This is a genomic window from Streptomyces sp. NPDC101165 (assembly GCF_044768135.1).
GTDB lineage: Bacteria > Actinomycetota > Actinomycetes > Streptomycetales > Streptomycetaceae > Streptomyces.
This window is the reverse complement of record NZ_JBIWPG010000008.1, coordinates 266,116-281,677: the sequence shown is the minus strand read 5'-3', so window position 1 is coordinate 281,677 and position 15,562 is coordinate 266,116. Positions and strand designations below refer to the sequence as shown.

At 72.1% G+C, this 15,562-nt stretch carries 15 protein-coding genes; 9 read left to right on the top strand and 6 right to left on the bottom strand.

The annotated features are described in order from the left end of the window. Positions 1-85 precede the first annotated feature (85 nt). Positions 86-283 (top strand): hypothetical protein, encoded by a 198-nt coding sequence (locus ACIRVH_RS19390; protein ID WP_403954623.1) that lies wholly within the window; start codon positions 86-88, stop codon positions 281-283. Positions 284-343: 60 nt separating this feature from the next. Then, positions 344-1,045 carry a DUF4191 domain-containing protein gene (locus ACIRVH_RS19385; protein WP_403954622.1) on the top strand — a complete coding sequence of 234 codons (702 nt, stop codon included), beginning with the start codon at positions 344-346 and terminating at the stop codon, positions 1,043-1,045. Between the two features lie 79 nt (positions 1,046-1,124). On the opposite strand, the gene ACIRVH_RS19380 is transcribed toward ACIRVH_RS19385, so the two are convergent. Beyond that, entirely contained in the window at positions 1,125-1,592 is a 468-nt protein-coding gene (locus ACIRVH_RS19380) for an RDD family protein (protein WP_403954620.1), read from the bottom strand. Between the two features lie 208 nt (positions 1,593-1,800). Here ACIRVH_RS19380 and glnA point away from each other — a divergent pair, with 208 nt between their 5' ends. Beyond that, positions 1,801-3,210, top strand: a complete 1,410-nt coding sequence (gene glnA / locus ACIRVH_RS19375) for a type I glutamate--ammonia ligase (protein ID WP_403954617.1) — start codon at positions 1,801-1,803, stop codon at positions 3,208-3,210. Between the two features lie 174 nt (positions 3,211-3,384). On the opposite strand, the gene ACIRVH_RS19370 is transcribed toward glnA, so the two are convergent. From ACIRVH_RS19370 to ACIRVH_RS19360, 3 genes are all read right to left on the bottom strand, one after another. Continuing rightward, positions 3,385-4,494 carry a Kelch repeat-containing protein gene (locus ACIRVH_RS19370; protein WP_403954615.1) on the bottom strand — a complete coding sequence of 370 codons (1,110 nt, stop codon included), beginning with the start codon at positions 4,492-4,494 and terminating at the stop codon, positions 3,385-3,387. 318 nt (positions 4,495-4,812) lie between these two features. Further along, positions 4,813-6,057, bottom strand: a complete 1,245-nt coding sequence (locus ACIRVH_RS19365) for a calcium-binding protein (protein ID WP_403954612.1) — start codon at positions 6,055-6,057, stop codon at positions 4,813-4,815. 682 nt (positions 6,058-6,739) lie between these two features. Continuing rightward, positions 6,740-6,997, bottom strand: a complete 258-nt coding sequence (locus tag ACIRVH_RS19360; RefSeq protein ID WP_403954610.1) for a hypothetical protein — start codon at positions 6,995-6,997, stop codon at positions 6,740-6,742. 278 nt (positions 6,998-7,275) lie between these two features. Between ACIRVH_RS19360 and ACIRVH_RS19355 the strand changes: the two genes are divergently transcribed. The 4 genes from ACIRVH_RS19355 (at position 7,276) to ACIRVH_RS19340 (ending at position 10,646) form a co-directional block, all read left to right on the top strand. Further along, positions 7,276-7,533: a hypothetical protein gene (locus tag ACIRVH_RS19355; protein WP_403954607.1), complete on the top strand. Its 258-nt coding sequence runs from the start codon at positions 7,276-7,278 to the stop codon at positions 7,531-7,533. A 20-nt stretch (positions 7,534-7,553) separates the two neighbouring features. After that, entirely contained in the window at positions 7,554-8,924 is a 1,371-nt protein-coding gene (locus tag ACIRVH_RS19350) for a hypothetical protein (protein WP_403954604.1), read from the top strand. A gap of 118 nt (positions 8,925-9,042) precedes the next feature. Then, a complete protein-coding gene (gene htpX / locus ACIRVH_RS19345) occupies positions 9,043-9,960 on the top strand; it encodes a zinc metalloprotease HtpX (protein ID WP_403954601.1) in 918 nt (305 codons plus the stop codon). 65 nt (positions 9,961-10,025) lie between these two features. Further along, positions 10,026-10,646, top strand: coding sequence for a hypothetical protein (locus tag ACIRVH_RS19340; RefSeq protein ID WP_403954598.1), 621 nt, complete (start codon positions 10,026-10,028; stop codon positions 10,644-10,646). A 16-nt stretch (positions 10,647-10,662) separates the two neighbouring features. Here the strand turns inward: ACIRVH_RS19340 and ACIRVH_RS19335 are convergent, their stop codons facing one another. Beyond that, complete coding sequence (locus ACIRVH_RS19335) at positions 10,663-10,932, bottom strand: hypothetical protein (RefSeq protein WP_403954595.1); 270 nt, start codon at positions 10,930-10,932, stop codon at positions 10,663-10,665. A 99-nt stretch (positions 10,933-11,031) separates the two neighbouring features. Here ACIRVH_RS19335 and ACIRVH_RS19330 point away from each other — a divergent pair, with 99 nt between their 5' ends. Beyond that, on the top strand, positions 11,032-12,741 hold the full coding sequence (locus ACIRVH_RS19330) for an alpha/beta fold hydrolase (RefSeq protein ID WP_403954593.1): 1,710 nt from the start codon (positions 11,032-11,034) through the stop codon (positions 12,739-12,741). Between the two features lie 8 nt (positions 12,742-12,749). Here ACIRVH_RS19330 and ACIRVH_RS19325 read toward each other — a convergent pair whose 3' ends face one another. Then, positions 12,750-14,117 (bottom strand): DUF2252 domain-containing protein, encoded by a 1,368-nt coding sequence (locus ACIRVH_RS19325; protein WP_403954590.1) that lies wholly within the window; start codon positions 14,115-14,117, stop codon positions 12,750-12,752. A gap of 171 nt (positions 14,118-14,288) precedes the next feature. Between ACIRVH_RS19325 and ACIRVH_RS19320 the strand changes: the two genes are divergently transcribed. Then, entirely contained in the window at positions 14,289-15,470 is a 1,182-nt protein-coding gene (locus ACIRVH_RS19320; RefSeq protein ID WP_403954587.1) for a winged helix DNA-binding domain-containing protein, read from the top strand. The last annotated feature ends 92 nt before the right edge of the window (positions 15,471-15,562 follow it).

The following is a 15,562-nucleotide window of genomic DNA, read 5'->3' as shown; positions in this document are numbered from 1 at the left end:
TTGACCGGTCGGTCACGCCCTGGTAACACCAATCAGTGACTCTGATATCACGCGACGTACACCCGACCGAGGGGGGACCTCGATCATGCAGGCCGCGCCCGTCCGCGCCACCGCCATTCCGTCCTTCACCGACGCGCTCCGCGCCGTGGAGTCCCTGCTCATGAGCGGTGGCCAGCGCACCGCCCGCCGCAACGCCTGGACCTCCGTGCTGGAGGACCGCCGCCGCGCCAAGGACCGGGTCGAGGCGCAGCGCGTGCTCGATCAGGCCTCCACCCGCTCCTGAAACCTCTCCCGCCGGGCACTGCCGTCGTGGGCACTCCCGGGGGCACGTAGACTTCGTGGCATGGCGAGGAAGGAAACCGCGGCGGACGCCGCGAACGCAGGGCGACTGAAGCAGATCGCCCTTACGTACAAGATGACCCGTAAGGCCGACAAGAAAATCGGTCTTGTACTGGCGGCCGTCGGTATCGGCACCCTCGGTGTCTTCCTCGCGATCGGCTTCCTGATCGGACACCCGGTCTATCTCGGCATCCTGGGTCTGCTGCTGGCCTTCCTGGCGGCGGCGATCGTTTTCGGCCGCCGCGCCGAGCGTGCCGCGTTCGGGCAGATGGAGGGCCAGCCGGGCGCCGCCGCGGCCGTGCTGGACAACATCGGCCGGGGCTGGACGACGACTCCGGCGGTGGCGATGAACCGCAGCCAGGACGTGGTGCACCGCGCGGTCGGCAAGGCTGGCATCGTGCTGGTCGCCGAGGGCAACCCGAACCGGGTGAAGAGCCTGCTGGCCGCCGAGAAGAAGAAGATGAACCGCATCGTCGCGGACGTGCCGGTGCACGACGTGATCGTGGGCAACGGCGAGGGCCAGATCGAGCTGAAGAAGCTGCGCACGACCATGCTGAAGTACCCGCGCGTGCTGACCGGCCCCCAGGTGACCACGACCAACGACCGGCTGCGCGCCATGGGCGACCTGATGAGCAACATGCCGCTGCCGAAGGGTCCGATGCCGAAGGGCATGCGGATGCCGAAGGGCGGGCCGAAGGCCCGCTAGTCCTCCTCGTACGAGAAAGGGGGCGCCCGACCAGTGGTCGGGCGCCCCCTTCGTCGTACGAGGTTTCGTCGTACGAGGTTCAGCTCCGGACTTCCACGGTCTTCGCGATCCGGTCGTGCAGGCCGCGGCCGTCCCGGTCCCAGATCAGGGCGGGGATCGCCAGGCACAGCAGGACGGTGCGCAGCAGGGCGCGCAGCGGGTTGACCGTGCCGGTCTGCAGGGCCACGACCCGGATGCCGAAGAGGCGCTTGCCCGGGGTGAAGCCGATCGTGCCGACCGTCAGGGCGCTCATCACGAAGAAGATGAGCAGGGCCCAGTTGCTGGTGGCGGGGCTGTTGCCGTGCGTGATCAGGCCGTATGCGATCATCACGCACAGGCCCCAGTCCACCGCCAGGGCGCCGAGCCGCCTGCCGGGCCGTGCGATCGAGTTCGGTCCGTCCTCCGGGAGGCCGAGCTGCTCGCCCCGGTATCCGAAGTCGGCACCGGCTTCTTCCATGGCCGCGCGCGGCCCGGAGAGCCACGACCCCATTGCTTGCCTGTTGTCCACCCGTCCACGGTACGCGCCCGGAATCGGGCCGGGCGCACAGGGGTGTGTCGGCGCTACGGTGGAACAGTGGCCGGTTAACTTCTGCGAAACAAATGGGTCACGCCCGAGAAATCACCCGTCCCTAGGGTCGGAAGCAGCGTGTGCCACCGCACTGGCCGCACGAACGATCTACCACCCCGGCGGGACGGTCGGGAGTAGGAGGAGCTGGATGTTCCAGAACGCCGACGAGGCCAAGAAGTTCATCGCGGACGAGGACGTCAAGTTCGTCGACGTCAGGTTCTGCGACCTGCCGGGCGTCATGCAGCACTTCACCGTGCCCGTCGAGGCGTTCGACCCGGACGAGGAGCTGGCCTTCGACGGATCGTCGATCCGTGGTTTCCAGGCCATCCACGAGTCCGACATGGCCCTGCGCGCCGACCTCTCCACGGCCCGTGTGGACCCGTTCCGCCGCGACAAGACCCTCAACATCAACTTCTTCATCCACGACCCGATCACGGGTGAGCAGTACTCCCGTGACCCGCGCAACGTGGCCAAGAAGGCCGAGGCCTACCTCGCGTCGACCGGTATCGCGGACACCGCGTACTTCGGTCCCGAGGCCGAGTTCTACGTCTTCGACTCCGTGCGCTTCGCGACCGGCGCGAACGAGTCCTTCTACCACATCGACTCCGAGGCGGGTGCCTGGAACACCGGCGCCGTGGAGAACAACCGTGGCTACAAGGTCCGCTACAAGGGCGGCTACTTCCCGGTCCCGCCGGTCGACCACTTCGCCGACCTGCGCGCCGAGATCTCCCTGGAGCTGGACAAGCAGGGCCTGAAGGTCGAGCGCCAGCACCACGAGGTGGGCACCGCCGGCCAGGCCGAGATCAACTACAAGTTCAACACGCTGCTCGCCGCGGCCGACGACCTCCAGCTCTTCAAGTACATCGTGAAGAACGTGGCCTGGCGCAACGGCAAGACCGCGACCTTCATGCCGAAGCCGATCTTCGGTGACAACGGCTCGGGCATGCACGTGCACCAGTCGCTGTGGACCAACGGCGACCCGCTGTTCTACGACGAGGCCGGCTACGCGGGCCTGTCGGACACCGCCCGCTACTACATCGGCGGCATCCTCAGGCACGCCCCGTCGCTGCTGGCCTTCACCAACCCGACGGTGAACTCCTACCACCGTCTGGTCCCGGGCTTCGAGGCCCCGATCAACCTGGTGTACTCGCAGCGCAACCGCTCCGCCGCGATGCGTATCCCGATCACGGGCTCCAACCCGAAGGCGAAGCGCGTCGAGTTCCGCGCGCCCGACTCCTCCGGCAACCCGTACCTCGCCTTCTCCGCCCTGCTCCTCGCGGGCCTGGACGGCATCAAGAACAAGATCGAGCCCGCCGAGCCGATCGACAAGGACCTCTACGAGCTGGCTCCCGAGGAGCACGCGAACGTGGCCCAGGTCCCGACCTCGCTGCCGGCCGTCCTCGACTCGCTCGAGGCCGACCACGAGTTCCTCCTCCAGGGCGACGTGTTCACGCCGGACCTGATCGAGACGTGGATCGACCTCAAGCGCACCACCGAGATCGCGCCGCTGCAGCTGCGTCCGCACCCGCACGAGTTCGAGCTGTACTTCGACGTGTGATATCGCCCCAGGTCAGAGCGGGTAACCGCTCCCCTGGGCCGGCTGTGGGCCGTCGGCCGGCTCTCCCCGCACGGGAGAGCCGGCCGACGGCTTTTCGGCTCCAGGTCCGGTCGATGGCTTTGCGGGCTCGATCCATGCCGTGCTCGCGCGACTCTTCGAACCGCTCCCGGTCGGTCAGCGGGAGGGCTTGGCCGCCGGCGGGTCGAGGGCTTCCAGCGTGCCCGCGGGCGCGCCGCCCGGGATGACGCCGCCCAAGGTATAGACGCAGGTGCCCGTCTGTCCGGGCGGACACGTGGTGGTCGCCGCCGCCAGTTGCGACCGGGGGGTGGGCACCGTCGGGAGCGTCGTCCAGATGTTGGAGACGGGGTTGTACGACTCCACCGTGCCCACGGCTCCGGAGACGGTACCGCCCACGGCGTAGACACAGGTGCCGGTCTGCCCCGCCGGGCAGGGAGCGGCCGTCGCCGGCAGGGCCGCCCGGCGTGTGGGCAGTGAGGCCACCGGGCTCCAGGCGTTGGTGGTGGGGTTGTACGACTCGACCGTGCCCACGATGGTGTTGCCGGGATCGAAACCGCCCACGGCGTAGACACAGGTGCCGGTCTGCCCCGACGGGCACGGGGCGGCCGCCGCCGCCAGAAGCAGCCGAGGCGTGTGCGAGGCCACCGTGCTCCAGGCGTTGGTGGCCGGGTTGTACGACTCCACCGTGCCCACGGCCAGCCCGTTGTCGTTGCCGCCGACCGCGTAGACACAGGTGCCCGTCTGCCCCAGCGGACAGGGGGCTGCCGCCGCCGCCAGTTGCGCCCGGGGTGTGGTCAGGGAGGTCACCGTGCTCCAGGCGTTGGTGGCCGGGTTGTACGACTCCACCGTGCCCACGATGGTGTTGCCGGCGTCGAAACCGCCCACGGCGTAGACACAGGTGCCGGTCTGCCCCGCCGGGCACGGGGCTGCCGCCGCCGCCAGGTCGCGACGAGGTGTGGTCAGCGAACGCAGCGTCGACCAGGCATTGGTACGCCGGTTGTACGACTCGACGGTGCCCGGGCTGGTGCCGCCGTTGCCGTTGCCGCCCACGGCGTAGACGCAGGTGCCGGTCTGCCCCGTCGGGCACGGCGCGGATGCCGCCGCCAGCCCCCAGCGGGCCGTGGGCATCGACGGCAGTGTCGTCCACACCGTCCCATTGGTGGCCGCCGCCGGCAGCACTCCCACCAGGACCGCCACCAGGGCAAGGAGCAGTGCGAGCCGCAGACGGCTCCGCCGATCCCGCTTGCACGGGATCGATTGGGTCACTGGTGGCAACGTCGGTCTCCTCGCCGTCGGCTGAGCGCATGGATGCCGATGTAGTACAGGGACCGGTGGCCGCCTGGCCGTCACGACCGGCCGAGTCGTCCGGCTTCGACCGGTACAGCCGAATCACCTCACCTCAACGGCCGACAGCCCAGACACGGCCCAAGAGCACGAGAAGGCCCCCTCCGGACGACAACATCGCAGGTGGGGGACTCGATCGAACGACCCCTGACCGGCTGAATCGGTCGGGGGCCGTTCTCGTGTGCGCTGTCCGTCGACCGGCTCGGGCCGATCGTTGATCAGGCGGTGTCGGTGGCCGGGTCAGCAGCCGGTGTCGGTGGCCGGGTTGGTGCAGGTGTTGCGGCCGGGTCCGCCGTCGTTGGTGTTGGTACCGCTGCCGCCGTCCAGGGTGTCGTTGCCGTTGTTGCCCTGGAGGGTGTCGTTGTCGGCGCCGCCGTTGATCTGGTCGTTGCCGTCGTCGCCGACGAGGGTGTCGTCGTTGTCGTCACCGTTGATGGTGTCGTTGCCGGTGCCGCCTTCGATGCGGTCGTTGCCGGCATTGCCGCTGAGCGTGTCGTTGCCCGCGCCGCCGCAGATGAGGTCGTTGCCGCCGGCGCCGTCGACGACGTCGTTCCCGCCGAGCGCGAAGATCACGTCGTTGCCGGGGGTGCCGGTCAGGTGGTCGTTGCCGTTCGTGCCGGTGATGGTGGCCGTGGCGGTCGCGCAGTTGGCGGGAGCCACCTCGTAGGTGATGGTCACCTGCGCCGATGCCGAAGCGGGTCCGGAAGTACCGCCCGCCGGGACGAAGTTCGACCCGCCACCTCCGCCACCGGGCCCGAAGGTGCCGTCCGAGGCGATCAGGGCGCAGCTTCCTCCCCCGCCGCCGCCGAACCAGCCGCCGCCTCCTCCTCCGCCGCCGTAGACGCCGCCGCTCCGGCCGCCGGCACCGCCTTGACCCGCGGTGCCGGATGTACCGCCGACCGAGCAGCCGGCTCCGGCGCCGCCGCCGGCTGTCGGGGTTCCGCCACCGCCGCCCTTGCCGCCGTTCGGTCGCTCGCCGCCGGGCTCTCCGGTGTCTCCGGCGTCTCCGCCGGTGGCCTCGGGGACGGCGATCGCGACGCCGCGTCCACCACCTCCGCCGCCGCCCGCGACGATGACGCGGGGGTCGGTGCCGGGGACGCCGGTCAGTACACAGCCGGTGTCGGCCGAGCTACAGGTGCGGACGTCGCTGGAACCGCCGCCGGTACCACCCGGGAAAGCAGCGTCGCTGATGCCACCGCCGGTGTCGACGTTGACGTAGAGGGTGCTGCCGGGCGTCACGGTGACGGTGCCGCTCACGGTGGCGCCGTTCCCGCCCGCGCCACCAGTGAGCCCGTCCTGGCCTTTGGCGCCGGTGGCCGTGACGGACAGTTGGGTGACGCCTGCCGGGACGGTGAACGGCTGGTCGGCGCCCGCGCCGAAGGTGGTGGTCACGGGCGCCGCCGCGGCGGGCGCCGCCGTGGGCAGCACCAGTGCCGCCGCCGGGAGTACGGCAGTGGCGAGCATGAGAGCGGTGCGGTGAGCCACGCGTCGCGCCCGCCCGCCCCCGGTACCGCGTTGTTGGAATACCGCGTGCTGCGGGGTCAGTCTCAAGATCAGGGACTCCTCGACAGGGGCGCGGCACCACAGCGCGCCACGGACGTCGGTCGATGCTCCGGCCCCACGCGAGGGACCACCCGGTGATCTAGCCACGTCCGTTCCGTGAGGCACCCGGGACACACCGTCGTACCGCGTTGTGATCAACCGACCAGCGCACATCATGATCCGAACCGATGCCTCGCCCGAGTCACACGATCTGTGCGCTGCGTCGGCGCTCGTCCCGAGCTCGTGACACCGACCGTTCCGGTGATGCCGTGGACGCGGGCACGGGGGCGGTACGGCCCGGATCCCGGATGTGCGACTCGGCGCCGCAACGGGCGGTTGTGGTCTCGGTCGCCGTCTCGCCCGTGCTGCGATCCGTCCTGCAAGGCGGTGCGGAGCGGCATCCGTGGAGGGCAACGGGACCGTAGGTGTGCGCCAGCCGAACCACCTCGGCGCGGGTCTGGAAACAGCCCGCCCACGCAACGCCAAACCTGCAGGTCACAGAAGTGGACTTAGGCCGCTGTAAATCCGCCGGCTCCGCCTGCCGGCGTGAGGGCCGCCACCGGGAACGCTCCCGGTGGCGGCCCTCGGCCGTTGTTTCCGGCCGGCGTCCTTCCGGCCGCGGCCGTCAGCCCACGACGACCACCACGACGGGGGTGTTGAACCCGTTGTTGAAGCCGAAGCCGTTGTTGAAGCCGAAGCCGTTGTTGAAGCCGAAGAAGCCGTTGCCGAAGCAGTCGCCCCGCCAGTTGCAGCCACGGTTGGTGGACACCTGGGTCGGGGTGGCTGCCGACGCGGTACCTGCCGTGCTGATCGCGGCTCCGCCGATCATCAGAACGCCGACGGCGGACACTGCGGCGAGACGCCTCGCACGATGTGCATTCATGGATCCACCTTCCTTCCAACCCCTCGTGCGGCTTTCCGGGCACGAGACGGATGGCCGCGACCAGGGGGTGCAGAGTCCGGCGCGGGTAGGGGGGCGCCGCACGACGAGTGGGAGAAACAGGGCAGACGACGTCGGACACCCTGCGGTGCGGCTCTCACCGAAAATGCTAGCCGCCCGGCGACCACCCAGCATCCCGGGCAACCTTTGCCGCTTCCCATGCTTCCTACTCTCGGGGGATCATCCTCCTGGTTCTGTCCGACGAGAGAGGTTGAACGGGGATGACCGAACAGAACGACTGGGAGCGCGAGTTCGATCACAGATGGGCGAACTCTGCCGAGCACAAGGAGCCCTCCGCACGGGCCCGGATGCTCGCCGCCCGCTGGAAGGAGAGCCCGCCGGATCCGGCGCCGTTCCGCGCCGACCCGGACCCGGTGGGGCCGCGGCGGTCGTCGTGGGTGTCGACGGTCGTGGTGCTGGGCTGCGTGGCCGCGGTGATAGTGCTGCTCGGGTACGCGCAGATGCGTTCTCCGTACTAGAAGTATCGGGAGTTCAGGGGATGCGGGAGGGGACCCGGGTCGCGCAACGGCTGACCGAGGGCTCGGTGCTGCGGGACGTGATCGACACGAGCGACCCGAGCGCCTGGCTGTGGCTGGACGAGCAGGTGCGGGCGGACGAGTGGTACTTCCCTCCGTACGGCGTCCCCGAGTGGGAGGAGACCCCCGGCGGGCGGTCGCTGACGGCCGCCCTGCGGGCCCACGGCCCGCTCACCGAGGGGCAGCTCGTGCTCGCCCTGTGCCACCGGGACGGCCGGATCCGGCACCGGGCACTGGGCCGGGTCGCCGGGCGGCCGGCGCTGCTGCCGCTGGTGGCCGTGCGGTGCACGGACTGGGCTCAGCCGGTGCGGGAGCGGGCCAGGGAGCGGCTGGCCGAGGCGCTGGACGCGGAGACGGCCGCACGGCTCGCTCCGCTGGTCCGGCGCCTCGCCGACCGTCACCGGGGCGACTTCGCCCTCGGCCTGCTGGGCGAGGTGCTGCGGCGGGCGCCCGCTGAGCAGCTGGCGCCCCTCCTCGTCTCCCCCGACCGCCCGGTACGCCGCTTCGCGTACGGCCTCGCCGTCGAGGAGGGACGCCTGTCCCCCGCCGAGCTGGCCCGCGCGGCCGCTCGGGACGACGACGCCGTTGTCCAGAACCTGTGCGCCGAGGCCGCCCTGGCCGCCGTGGAGGAGAAGGACGCGGAGGTGGTGCTGGGGGCTCTGCTCGGTGCCCGCAGCCCGCGGGCCCGGTCCGCGGGGGTGACCGCGCTGCGGCGCCTGGAGCGGCCCGGGCAGGCCGTCGGGTTCCTGGCGGACCGGTCCGCGCTGGTGCGGGCCTGTGCCCGGTATGTCGTACGGCAGCACGGGACCGATCCGCTGCCCTGGTACCGGGACCGGTGCGCCGACCCCGGTGACCCCGCGCTGCCGCCGGGTGCCGCGATCGGGCTCGCGGAGTGCGGGACCCGCGCGGACGCCGCCCTGCTGTGGCCGCTGCTGGACCACCCGGTGCCCGCCGTGCGGGCCAGGGCGGTGGCCGGGCTGCGCACGCTGGACGTGACGGACCTGCCGCGGATGCGGCGGCTGCTGGACGATCCGGCGCCCGGGGTCGTCGGCGAGGCCACCCTCGCCCTGCTCCCGTCGGCCGGACTGCTGCCCGAGGCGTGGCTGGCGGAGCGGCTGGCGGCGGGGCGCCCGCACCGGGTACGGGTGTCGGCGTACCGGTTGCTGGACGCGCACGGAGGTGTCGTACGGCTGCGGGCGGCCGTGGCGCTGCTCGGTGACGCGGACGAGCGGCTGCGCACACGGGCCGAGCTGACCGTGCGGCGGGTCCGGTGGTGGGGAGCGGACGCCGAGGTCGCGGAGTTGCTCGACCGGGCCCGCGCCCACCTGGGCTGAGGCGCCCGGACTCACAGGAAGCCTTTGCTGCCCCTAGGTCTGCTCGCGACCTCCTTATGGGATTCCGCAGGTGCACACTGGACATCGGGACGAGTGCCTGACTGCGGGGTGATGCAAGATGCAGAGCCGCTTCCGGAGCGATCGGCGTCTGACCGTGCGGATGACGGTCACGATGTTCCTGCTAGGGCTGCTGTACGTGGCCTTCGTCGCCGCGTTGATCGTGTTGCTGAAGTCCTGGCTGCTGGTCGTGGTCCTGGTCGGGGCGATGTTCGTGGCGCAGTTCTGGTTCTCCGACCGCATCGCGATGTTCGCCATGCACGGGCAGGTCGTGGAGCGCGACGAGTATCCCGAGCTGCACGCGGTGGTCGACCGGCTGTGCGCGATCGCTGACATGCCGAAGCCGGTGGTCGCCGTCTCCAACATGGACATGCCGAACGCGTTCGCGACCGGGCGCAATCCCGACCACGCCGTGGTCTGTGTGACCACCGGGCTGCTGCGGCGGCTGGAGCCCACCGAGCTGGAGGGCGTCCTCGCGCACGAGCTGTCGCACGTGGCGCACAAGGACGTCGCCGTGATCACGATCGCGTCCTTCCTCGGGGTGATCGCGGGACTGATCGTCCGGTTCGCCTTCTACTCGCAGCTCTTCGGCGGCCGCAGGGACCAGAACACCGCCGTCGTGTTCGCGGCCGTGATGGGGGTCTCGGCGGCCGTGTACGCGATCAGCTTCCTGCTGATCCGGGCCCTGTCCCGGTACCGGGAACTGGCGGCGGACCGGGCGGCCGCGCTGCTGACCGGCCGGCCCTCGGCGCTGGCGTCGGCGCTCACCAAGGTCTCCGGGGACATCGCCCGGATCCCGACCAAGGACCTGCGCACGGCCCAGGCCTTCAACGCCTTCTACTTCACCCCGGCGACGGGCAAGGAGCCCGGCATCGAGCGCTTCTTCTCCACCCACCCGACCCTGGAGCAGCGGCTGGAGCAGCTCGGGCGGATCTCCGCGGAGCTGGGTGAGGCGGCCGCTCCCGGAAAGGCGGGCTGAACACGTGAGACGGCCGCGGAAGGCGGGCTGAGAACTTGAGACAGCTGCGGAAGGCGGGCTGAACCTTGGGGCTGCTGGACATCCTGCTCGGGCGCACGAAGCCCGTCGCGCCCGACCTCGACCAGCTGTTCGCGCTGCCGTCGGCGGCCGTGACGCTCCAGGCCGCGGCCGGGTTCACGCCGACCGGCGACGGCGCGGTGTGCTTCGCCACGGTCGAGGGCGCGGCCTTCGAACAGACCCACCGGGAGGTCCAGGCGCTGCTCGAGGCGGACGCGGAGCGGTGGGGGTCCCCCCGCTCGAGCGAAGCCGAGAGTGGGGGAGGCCTTCCGGTGGAGTTCACCCAGGACGGCTACGGCTACTCCTGGCTGGTCTCCCGACGGACCCCCGACCAGCTGCCCGAGCTGGTCAACGACCTGCACGCGGTGAACAGCTCCATGGAGGTCAACGGCTTCGGGCCGCAGCTGCTGTGCTCCCTCGCCGCGTTCCGGGACGAGCGGGAACGGCGCCTGGCCCTCGTCTACCTCTACAAGCGCGGCACCTTCTACCCCTTCGCACCCCTGCCCGGCGCCGCGGAACGCCGGGACAGCGCGCTGGAGTTGCAGGTGAAGGCCGTGCTCGGGAACGACCTCAGGATCGAGCAGGACCTGAGCCGCTGGTTCCCGGTGTGGGGAGCCCCCGGCCTGTGACCGGGGGCTCGGCTGCTCACCTGCTCTTCTCGCGCTCCTGACGCCGGGCCTCGAAGGGCCGCTCGCGCCGGTAGCGACGCTCCCACCTGGCCTGCCGGTCCCGGCGCTCGCGGTAGGCCTGGTAGGTGGCGGGCGCGCCCGGCTGTCCTCCTCCGGCGGACGGGGTTTCGCCCCGCCCGTACCGCACGTACAGGAAGAGCACGGCCACGGCGGCGAGCCACCAGGTGTGGTTTCCGAATCCGAGGATCACCAGGACGGCGGTCCCGGACAGGACGACGGTGCCCATGACGGTCCTCCGTTCGCGTGGATGTGTGATCGGCGTGAATCCAGCGTAGGGACGCGGTCACTCGGAGTGCATCCCGATTTCCGTGAGTGAATGGGTGTCATGAGCGAGCCGATCTCCTTCACTCACGAGTACGACGGCGAACGCCTCGACGGTCTGTACGGCGGCCGCCCCGGACGGGCCACCGTCGCCCTCCTGCACGGCGCGGGCAACGGCAGCAAGGAGCGGCTGCTGCCGCTGCTCACCGAGGCCGCCGCGCACGGCTGCCGCGCCCTGGCCTTCGACTTCTCCGGGCACGGCGAAAGCAGCGGTGCCCTCGCCGAGTTGAGCCTGCGCCGACGGTTCGAGCAGGCGGTGGCGGTGCTGGACGCGCACGCTCCGGCGGACGACCCGCTGATTCTGGTCGGGTTCAGCATGAGCGGGCAGACGGTCGCGGATCTCGTACGGCACTACGGCCCTCGGGTGGCCGCCGTGGGCCTGTGCGCGCCCGCCGTGTACGCGCCGGAGGCCCATGACGTGCCCTTCGGGAACGATGGGGGTCCCTCCCGCTCGAGCGAAGCCGAGAGTGGGGGAGGAACGTTCAGCGAGATCATCCGTACGCCCGGCAGCTGGCGGAACTCCCCCGCTCTCACGGCCCTGCGGGCGTACGAGGGCCGGGCGGTGCTCGCGGTACCGGGCACGGACGAGGTGATCCCGCCGGAGGTGACGGAGGCCGTCCAGGACGCGCTGGCCACGAGCGCCCAGTACACGCGCTTCGAACTCCCTTACGCCGAGCACCGGTTGGGGCTGTGGTTCCGCGACCATGCCGAGGACCGGCGGGAGTTCGTCGCGGCTCTGCTCGGCGGGCTGGAGGAGCGGGGCTGGGCGGCGACAAGGCGGTGGGTGGCCGAGCGGCTTCCGCAGGGCCGCACGGTCGCCGACTCCAGCCCGCTGTCCGGGGGTTGGTCCTCGCAGATGCGCGGACTCACCCTCGACGACGGGGAGGAGCTGGTGCTGCGCACGTTCGTGAAGCCCTTCTTCCGGCGGCACGCCCCGGGCCTGCTGTCCCGGGAGGCGGGTGTTCTCAGCCTGCTGGCGGGGCAGGAGGGCATCCCGGCCCCGGCGCTGGTCGCCGTGGACGCCACCGGTGAACACTGCGACCATCCCTCGCTGTTGATGACCCGGCTACCGGGTCTGATACGGGTGGACGAGGAGGACCCGGAGTCCCTGGACCGGCGCCTTGACCTGCTCGCCGCCCAGCTGGTGCGGATCCACACGGTCGTACCGCGGGAGCGGCCGCGCCCCTACCAGGCGTGGACCTCGCCCATGGGGGTCCCCCGGCTCGAGCGAAGCCGAGAGTGGGGAAGGGTGCGCACCCCGGGAGGTGGGATGTGGGAGCGGGCGGTGGACGTGATCCGCCGCGACCCGCCGCCGTACGAGGGCCGCTTCCTGCACCGGGACTACCATCCCGGGAACGTGCTCTTCACGGGCGCCGGGGACGGACTGCGCATCAGCGGGGTCGTCGACTGGGTGGAGACCTCGTGGGGTCCCGCCGACCTGGACGTCGCCCACTGCTCGACCGCCCTGGCCCTGCTGCACGGCCCGGCGTACGGTCTCGCCTTCCGGGACCGGTACGAGGAGCGGGGCGGCGCGGGGCTCGCGGACGGGCCGGACCACCTGTACTGGCGGCTGCTGGACGCCCTGGCCTACTCCCCCGACGCGCAGAAGCTGGCCGGACCGTGGCGTGAGCTGGGGCGCACGGATCTGACGCCGGAGGTGCTGGCCGGGCGGCTGGAGGCGTATGTGCGCGGGCTGCTGGAGCGGTACGGCTGAGCGGCCGGTCACACCCCCGGCTCGGCCGGCACCACCCCCGCGGCGATGGCCGCGCCGAGGGTGGCGTGGTCGGCGGCGGTCCGGTCGGCGTAGGACACGGCGAAGTCGGCGACGGCGTGGTCGAAGGTGTCGGCGGTGCCGAGGTAGGCGGCGATGGCGATGCGGTCGCCGGAGCGGGCGTGGGCGCGGGCCAGGGTGGTGCCGCAGAGGCGGGCGTAGGCGAGCAGGCCGGCCGGGTCCAGGCCGGCGACCTCGGCGGAGCCCTTCATGTCGCGCAGCTGGCGCCAGTAGAAGGAGCGGCCCTGCGGCCCGCTCATCCAGCCGAGGAAGATGTCGGTGGCGGACTGCAGCAGCCGCTGCCCGGCGACCACCCGGTGCCCGGGATGGACGTACGGCCCGCTCGGCAGATGCTCCTCGAGCACCGAGGAGCGCGCCTCCTTGATCTGCAGGAACAGCGGGTCGTCGGCGTCGCGCCCGGACAGCAGCACGATGAAGCAACGCGTGCCGACGCTGCCGACGCCGACGACCTTGCGGGCGGCGTCGACGAAGCGGTAGCGGTCGAGGAGGTGGCGGCGCTCCTCGGCGAGGGTGGAGCGGTAGTCGCAGAAGATCTTGCGCAGGGAGGCCATGTCCGGCGGGCCGGCGGGTTCCAGGAGCGGCGGGTCGTGGATGATCCGGCGCCGGCCGTCGACCACCTCGGTCAGGCTGCCCAGCGCCTGGAGGCTGGTGCGGCGGCGGGCCCGGGTGAGGGTGGACTCCAGGCGGCGCCGGCGGCGGGCGGAGCGGATGAGCGGCAGCAGGCTCTCGGCGTCGACCTGCTCGTACCAGACGGCCAGTTCTCCGAGTCCGGCCATGCGGCGCATGGCGGTGCGGTACCCGGCGGCGGCCGCCCGGGCCGCGGCCCGTTCCCCGGCCTTGGTGTGCCCGTTCTCCCGGGCGGCCACGGTCACACTGGCCGCGAGCCGTTTGACGTCCCACTCGAAGGGCCCGGGGTGGGTCTCGTCGAAGTCGTTGAGGTCGAAGAGCAGGCTGCGTTCCGGGGAGGCGTAGAGCCCGAAGTTGAGCAGGTGGGCGTCGCCGCACAGCTGCACGGTGAGCCCGGTGTGCGGCTGGGTGGCGAGGTCGGCGGTCATCACCGCGGCGGCGCCGCGCAGGAAGGCCAGCGGTGAGCCGGCCATCCGCCCGTACCGGATCGGCAGCAGCTCCGGCAGCCGGTCCCGGCCCTGCCGGTCCAGTACGGCGACGGGGTCGCGCCGATCGGCGGACGGGAGCCAGAGGGCGTGCGCGGAGCGGGGGGCGTGCTTTCGGGCCTCTTTGCCGCGCCGGGCCCGGTCCTCGGGGGTACCGCGCCGGAAACGGTCCTCGGGGATGTTCATACGGCAGCCTCTCTCTGCGGGGGCCTCGCCCTTCCCGTCACCTCCTGTTCGCAGTGAAGGGCGTGGGGGTGGGCGTGCGCATGCCGGGTACGGCGATCGGGTGACGGGACCGACTGTCAGTGGCGTCGGCGACGATGCGGGCAAGGCATGGTGAGCGACCGGGAGGTCGGCATGGGTGACGGACGGCGGCACATCGACGTGGCGGAGCGGCGGGCCCGGCTCGCCCTGCGGCACCGTCTGGCGGGCCCGGCGCGGGCGGCGCGGCCCGAGGAGGTCGCCGAATCGCTGGTGGCCCTGCACGGCACGGACCCGGCGACGGTGTACCTGGCGGTGGCGGCGCGGCTCGCCGACCCGGCGAAGGCGGTTCCGGAGACGGAGCGGGCGCTGTACGAGGACCGTACGCTGGTCCGGATGCACGGCATGCGGCACACGGTGTTCGTGTTCCCGACCGGACTGACGGCCGTCGTCCACGCGTCGACGGGTCTGACGGTGGCCGCCCGCGAACGGGCCTCGCTGCTCAAGGGCATGGCCAAGGCGGGTGCCCCGGACGCGGACTGGCTGGCGGAGGTCGAGGCGTCCACGCTGGCCGCGCTGGCCCGGCGCGGCCAGGCGACGGCGGCGGAGCTGGCGGCGGACGAGCCGCGCCTGCGCGAGCAGTTCGTGTACGCGGCCGGGAAGAGCTACGAGGGCGTCCACACGGTCTCCTCCCGCCTGCTGCGTGTGCTCGGCGTCGAGGGCAAGGTGGTCCGCGGCCGCCCGCTCGGTTCCTGGACGTCCGGTCAGTTCCGCTGGGCGCCGGCGCCCGAGCATCCCGAACTGGACGCGGCGCGGGCCCAGGCGGACCTGCTGGCCCGCTGGCTGCGGGCCTGCGGCCCGGCGACGGAGGCGGACCTGAAGTGGTGGACCGGTTGGCGGGTCACCGAGGTCCGGCGCGCCCTGTCCGCGATCGGCGCGCAGGAGGTGTCCCTGGACGAGGGCACGGGTTACGTCGCCGACGGCGACGCGGAGCCGGCCCCGGTCCCCGGGGAATCCTGGGCGGCCCTGCTCCCCGGGCTGGACCCGACGGCCATGGCCTGGCAGCAGCGCGACTGGTACCTCGCCCCGGACCTGCGCCCCCATCTCTTCGACCGCAGCGGCAACGTGGGCCCGACGGTGTGGTGGGACGGCAGGGTGGTGGGCGGCTGGGCCCAGCGGGCGGACGGGGAGATCGTCTGGCGCATCCCCGAGCCGGGCGTACGCCGGGAGGCCGAGGCGGCGGTCGCGGCGGAGGCTGAGCGGTTGCGGGCGTGGCTGGGGACGACGAAGGTGACTCCGCGCTTCCGGACGCCCCTGGAGCGGGAGTTGTCGGCGTGAGGTGCCGGGTGGCCCCCCCCGGCGCGCGCGGGGGCCCCCGCCCCCCCCCGCACCGCGCGGTCGGCCGGACAGCCCGATTCGGACACCCCATC

What these genes read in the sequence shown, in the direction of transcription:
- ACIRVH_RS19320 (WP_403954587.1), top strand. Translation starts at nt 14,289, where the DNA reads ATGGGTGACGGACGGCGGCACATCGACGTGGCGGAGCGGCGGGCCCGG.
- ACIRVH_RS19385 (WP_403954622.1), top strand. Translation starts at nt 344, where the DNA reads ATGGCGAGGAAGGAAACCGCGGCGGACGCCGCGAACGCAGGGCGACTG.
- ACIRVH_RS19355 (WP_403954607.1), top strand. Translation starts at nt 7,276, where the DNA reads ATGACCGAACAGAACGACTGGGAGCGCGAGTTCGATCACAGATGGGCG.
- ACIRVH_RS19330 (WP_403954593.1), top strand. Translation starts at nt 11,032, where the DNA reads ATGAGCGAGCCGATCTCCTTCACTCACGAGTACGACGGCGAACGCCTC.
- ACIRVH_RS19335 (WP_403954595.1), bottom strand. Translation starts at nt 10,932, where the DNA reads ATGGGCACCGTCGTCCTGTCCGGGACCGCCGTCCTGGTGATCCTCGGA.
- ACIRVH_RS19325 (WP_403954590.1), bottom strand. Translation starts at nt 14,117, where the DNA reads ATGAACATCCCCGAGGACCGTTTCCGGCGCGGTACCCCCGAGGACCGG.
- ACIRVH_RS19360 (WP_403954610.1), bottom strand. Translation starts at nt 6,997, where the DNA reads ATGAATGCACATCGTGCGAGGCGTCTCGCCGCAGTGTCCGCCGTCGGC.
- ACIRVH_RS19390 (WP_403954623.1), top strand. Translation starts at nt 86, where the DNA reads ATGCAGGCCGCGCCCGTCCGCGCCACCGCCATTCCGTCCTTCACCGAC.
- htpX (WP_403954601.1), top strand. Translation starts at nt 9,043, where the DNA reads ATGCAGAGCCGCTTCCGGAGCGATCGGCGTCTGACCGTGCGGATGACG.
- ACIRVH_RS19350 (WP_403954604.1), top strand. Translation starts at nt 7,554, where the DNA reads ATGCGGGAGGGGACCCGGGTCGCGCAACGGCTGACCGAGGGCTCGGTG.
- glnA (WP_403954617.1), top strand. Translation starts at nt 1,801, where the DNA reads ATGTTCCAGAACGCCGACGAGGCCAAGAAGTTCATCGCGGACGAGGAC.